The sequence below is a fragment of the Okeania sp. SIO2C2 genome (assembly GCF_010692625.1).
GTDB classification, from domain to species: Bacteria; Cyanobacteriota; Cyanobacteriia; order Cyanobacteriales; family Microcoleaceae; genus Okeania; species Okeania hirsuta.
The window spans coordinates 1-1,032 of record NZ_JAAHGM010000181.1; the positions used below are offsets into that span (position 1 = coordinate 1).

The 1,032-nt window shown below is 31.4% G+C and carries 2 protein-coding genes; both read left to right on the forward strand.

From position 1 onward, the window contains the following. Positions 1-236: hypothetical protein (locus F6K18_RS36270; protein WP_287528223.1), on the forward strand; the 236-nt coding region annotated here is incomplete at its 5' end. A 549-nt stretch (positions 237-785) separates the two neighbouring features. Continuing rightward, the coding region (locus tag F6K18_RS36275; protein ID WP_287528225.1) for a hypothetical protein at positions 786-1,032 on the forward strand (247 nt) is incomplete at its 3' end.

Below are 1,032 nucleotides of genomic sequence, written 5' to 3' on the forward strand. Positions count from 1 at the left end.
GAGCATCTTTGTTGCGCTATCTGGAGATACCAGAATTAATTGCAGATAGTGAAGATACTTATATTAAATTAGCAGTTGATTTGGGAAATGATTCTGATTTACGAGCAGTTTATCGCGACAGAATAGAGACAAAAATGCAGGGTAATCCGCAGTTTTTGGATAGTCACTATTACTCTAGTCAAATGGGATATTTATTTCAAAAAGTCTTTCAAGAATATTTAGCATCGGATAATTAATTATCATAACTCTGGGTTAGATTTTGCTCCGCAATATGTTAAGCTTTGGAACATGAGAATAAAGAGGTTGTCGCTTCCTTGAAAGCAACTCATATTACTACTATAAGTATGAGTGATTTAGCTAATAGTTAAACTAAAAAAACTAAACAAAAGAGGATATTTTAAGGATGCCAATATTCGTTGATAACTTAAATAAAAATGGCAAAATAGATGATATTCATTATAGAAAGCTAAAGTTATTATATCATGTCCGCTGGTATCGGAGAGTGTAAACCAAAGGGTGAATATCTACAGGAAATTTAAGTTGTTTCGGGGTTAATACCCTTAATTCCCGGGAATACTAAAGCTTTCATCCCAAATTTCTGAATTCTAAATTCGCGCATTCTAAATTCTGAATTCTTACCCTTTTACAATACCGATGCTACCGGACATGATATTACAAGATAATTTATTAATATTATGATAACTGAAATTGTCGAAAAAGGTGTTTACTTTATCTTTTCACCAGTTAAAAAATGCTCTCATATATCAATTTGTATAGCAGAAGGTTTGAAAAGACTAGGAATTCCTATTTTTTCTAACATAGATTGTTGGTTAATCGACTTGAAAAATCAAGAATATTTGTTTAAAAACGATCGCCAAGTACATCCTAACAATTGTGCAATCGTCGTGGCCGATATTTATTTCATAGAAATGACAAATAACCACCCTTTATTTGATTTATTTTACGAACTCAATGAAGAAGTTATTTTAGTTATAATAGATCCCAATGATAGCGATCATGTATTAACTGGTA